This window comes from Mycobacterium attenuatum (genome assembly GCF_900566085.1).
In the GTDB taxonomy this organism is placed as follows: Bacteria; Actinomycetota; Actinomycetes; order Mycobacteriales; family Mycobacteriaceae; genus Mycobacterium; species Mycobacterium attenuatum.
This window is the reverse complement of the sequence record NZ_UPHT01000209.1, coordinates 1-1,555: the sequence shown is the minus strand read 5'-3', so window position 1 is coordinate 1,555 and position 1,555 is coordinate 1. Positions and strand designations below refer to the sequence as shown.

The following is a 1,555-nucleotide window of genomic DNA, read 5'->3' as shown; positions in this document are numbered from 1 at the left end:
GTCGGCGGTGCTGGCGGTCCTGGGGGAATAGGTAGTCTCACCAGCGGTTCCGGGGGCGCTGGCGGCGTTGGCGGCGCGGCAAACGGCCTGCTCTTTGGACTGAGCGGGGCCGGCGGGTCCGGTGGAATCGGCGGCGCCGGCGGCGCCGGGGGCGCTGGCGGCGCCGGGCAGGGCGGATTATTTGGCCTCGGCGGTGCCGGTGGCGCCGGCGGCGGCGCCACCGGTTCCAACGGCATCGGCGGGGCCGGTGGCGCCGGCGGTAGCATGGCTGCCCTCTTCGGCTACGCCCAGGGCGGTGTCGGCGGCAACGGCGGTTTGGGTGAACTCGCAGGCGGCGCAGGCGGCCCCGGCGGCGTTGGCGCCGCGGTCGCCGGCTTGGGCGTCGGCGGTGCCGGCGGCATCGGTGGCGCTTCCAACGTCATAGGCGCTGTGGGCGGCCGAGGAGGTCAGGGTGCGGCGATCATCGGCCTCGGCCTTGGCGGTGCCGGCGGCATCGGTGGCTCCGCCGTCGTTTCGGGCGGCACGGGCGGTCATGGTGGTCAGGGCGTGGTACTCACGGGCGTCGGTGCCGGTGGTGCTGGCGGCGATGGGGGGTCGAACTTCGCTGGTAATGGCGGCGACGGCGGTGCCGGTGGTGACGGTGGCGGTCTTGTCAACGTTGGCTTTGGCGGGAACGGGGGCAACGCCGGCACCGGCGGCGGGTTTGCCAACGGCGGCAACGGCGGCAACGTCGGGCTAACCGGCAATGGCTCCTTCGTCCCGACGTTTGTGGGCTTCGGCGGTAACGGCGGTAACGGCTTCAGTGGCGGGACTGGTGGCACCGGCGGCACCGGGGGCATACTCGCCGGCGCAAACGGGCAGAACGGATCGTCATAACCGAGTCGGCCATACCGAGGGGGTAAACCCTGCGAGGCCAATCAATACAAACGCGGGCAGGGCCGGGAAAACGCCGGCAAACCGGCCTCTTGGGCAGCAGGTCGCCCTGATTGGTTGACGACGTCGTACTTCCCGCTGATACCAGTTTGTACATCTGCGGGCGTTGCAGGCGCGTTGCCCGGAGGGCGTCGTACTGGCCCGCACCGTCCCGCTGCCGTCGCCTGGTCTGCAATACCCGCCTGAGGGCACCATTACCCCGTCGCGCCGCCTGAATCTGGACCCACGGAACAGCAATGGGATTCATCGCCTTCAGGGTCGACAAACATGGAAGCGACACAACTGGTTGTCAGACGCCACCACCCGCTATGCGCTCAAGATTTGTGAGGCACGCTGCGCATTCGGCGAGCAACACCAATCACCTGGAGTTCAACATTATCCGTTCATCGTCAGCCGCCATCATTCGTCGGTGCTGTCTTAATAGTGGAAGATCCCAACTTGGGTGGTCACTATCGGGCGACGAGTCGTCATCGATCCAATGTATGGACGGTCGCAGGTTATCGGGGTGGCGGCCAACGACCCGACCTCGGTGGCCGTCGCCAACACCGCGGCCGACCAGTTGCGCAACGTCGGGATCGATGCGACGGTGCTGGCGTTGGATCCGGTGATCCTTTACCGGGAT

At 68.2% G+C, this 1,555-nt stretch carries 2 pseudogenes; both read left to right on the top strand.

What is annotated here, in order from left to right:
* Window positions 1-876 (top strand): annotated as a pseudogene (locus EET13_RS31070) (PE family protein); the annotation flags it as partial.
* 553 nt (window positions 877-1,429) lie between these two features.
* Window positions 1,430-1,555, top strand: a pseudogene (locus EET13_RS32165) (hypothetical protein); the annotation flags it as partial.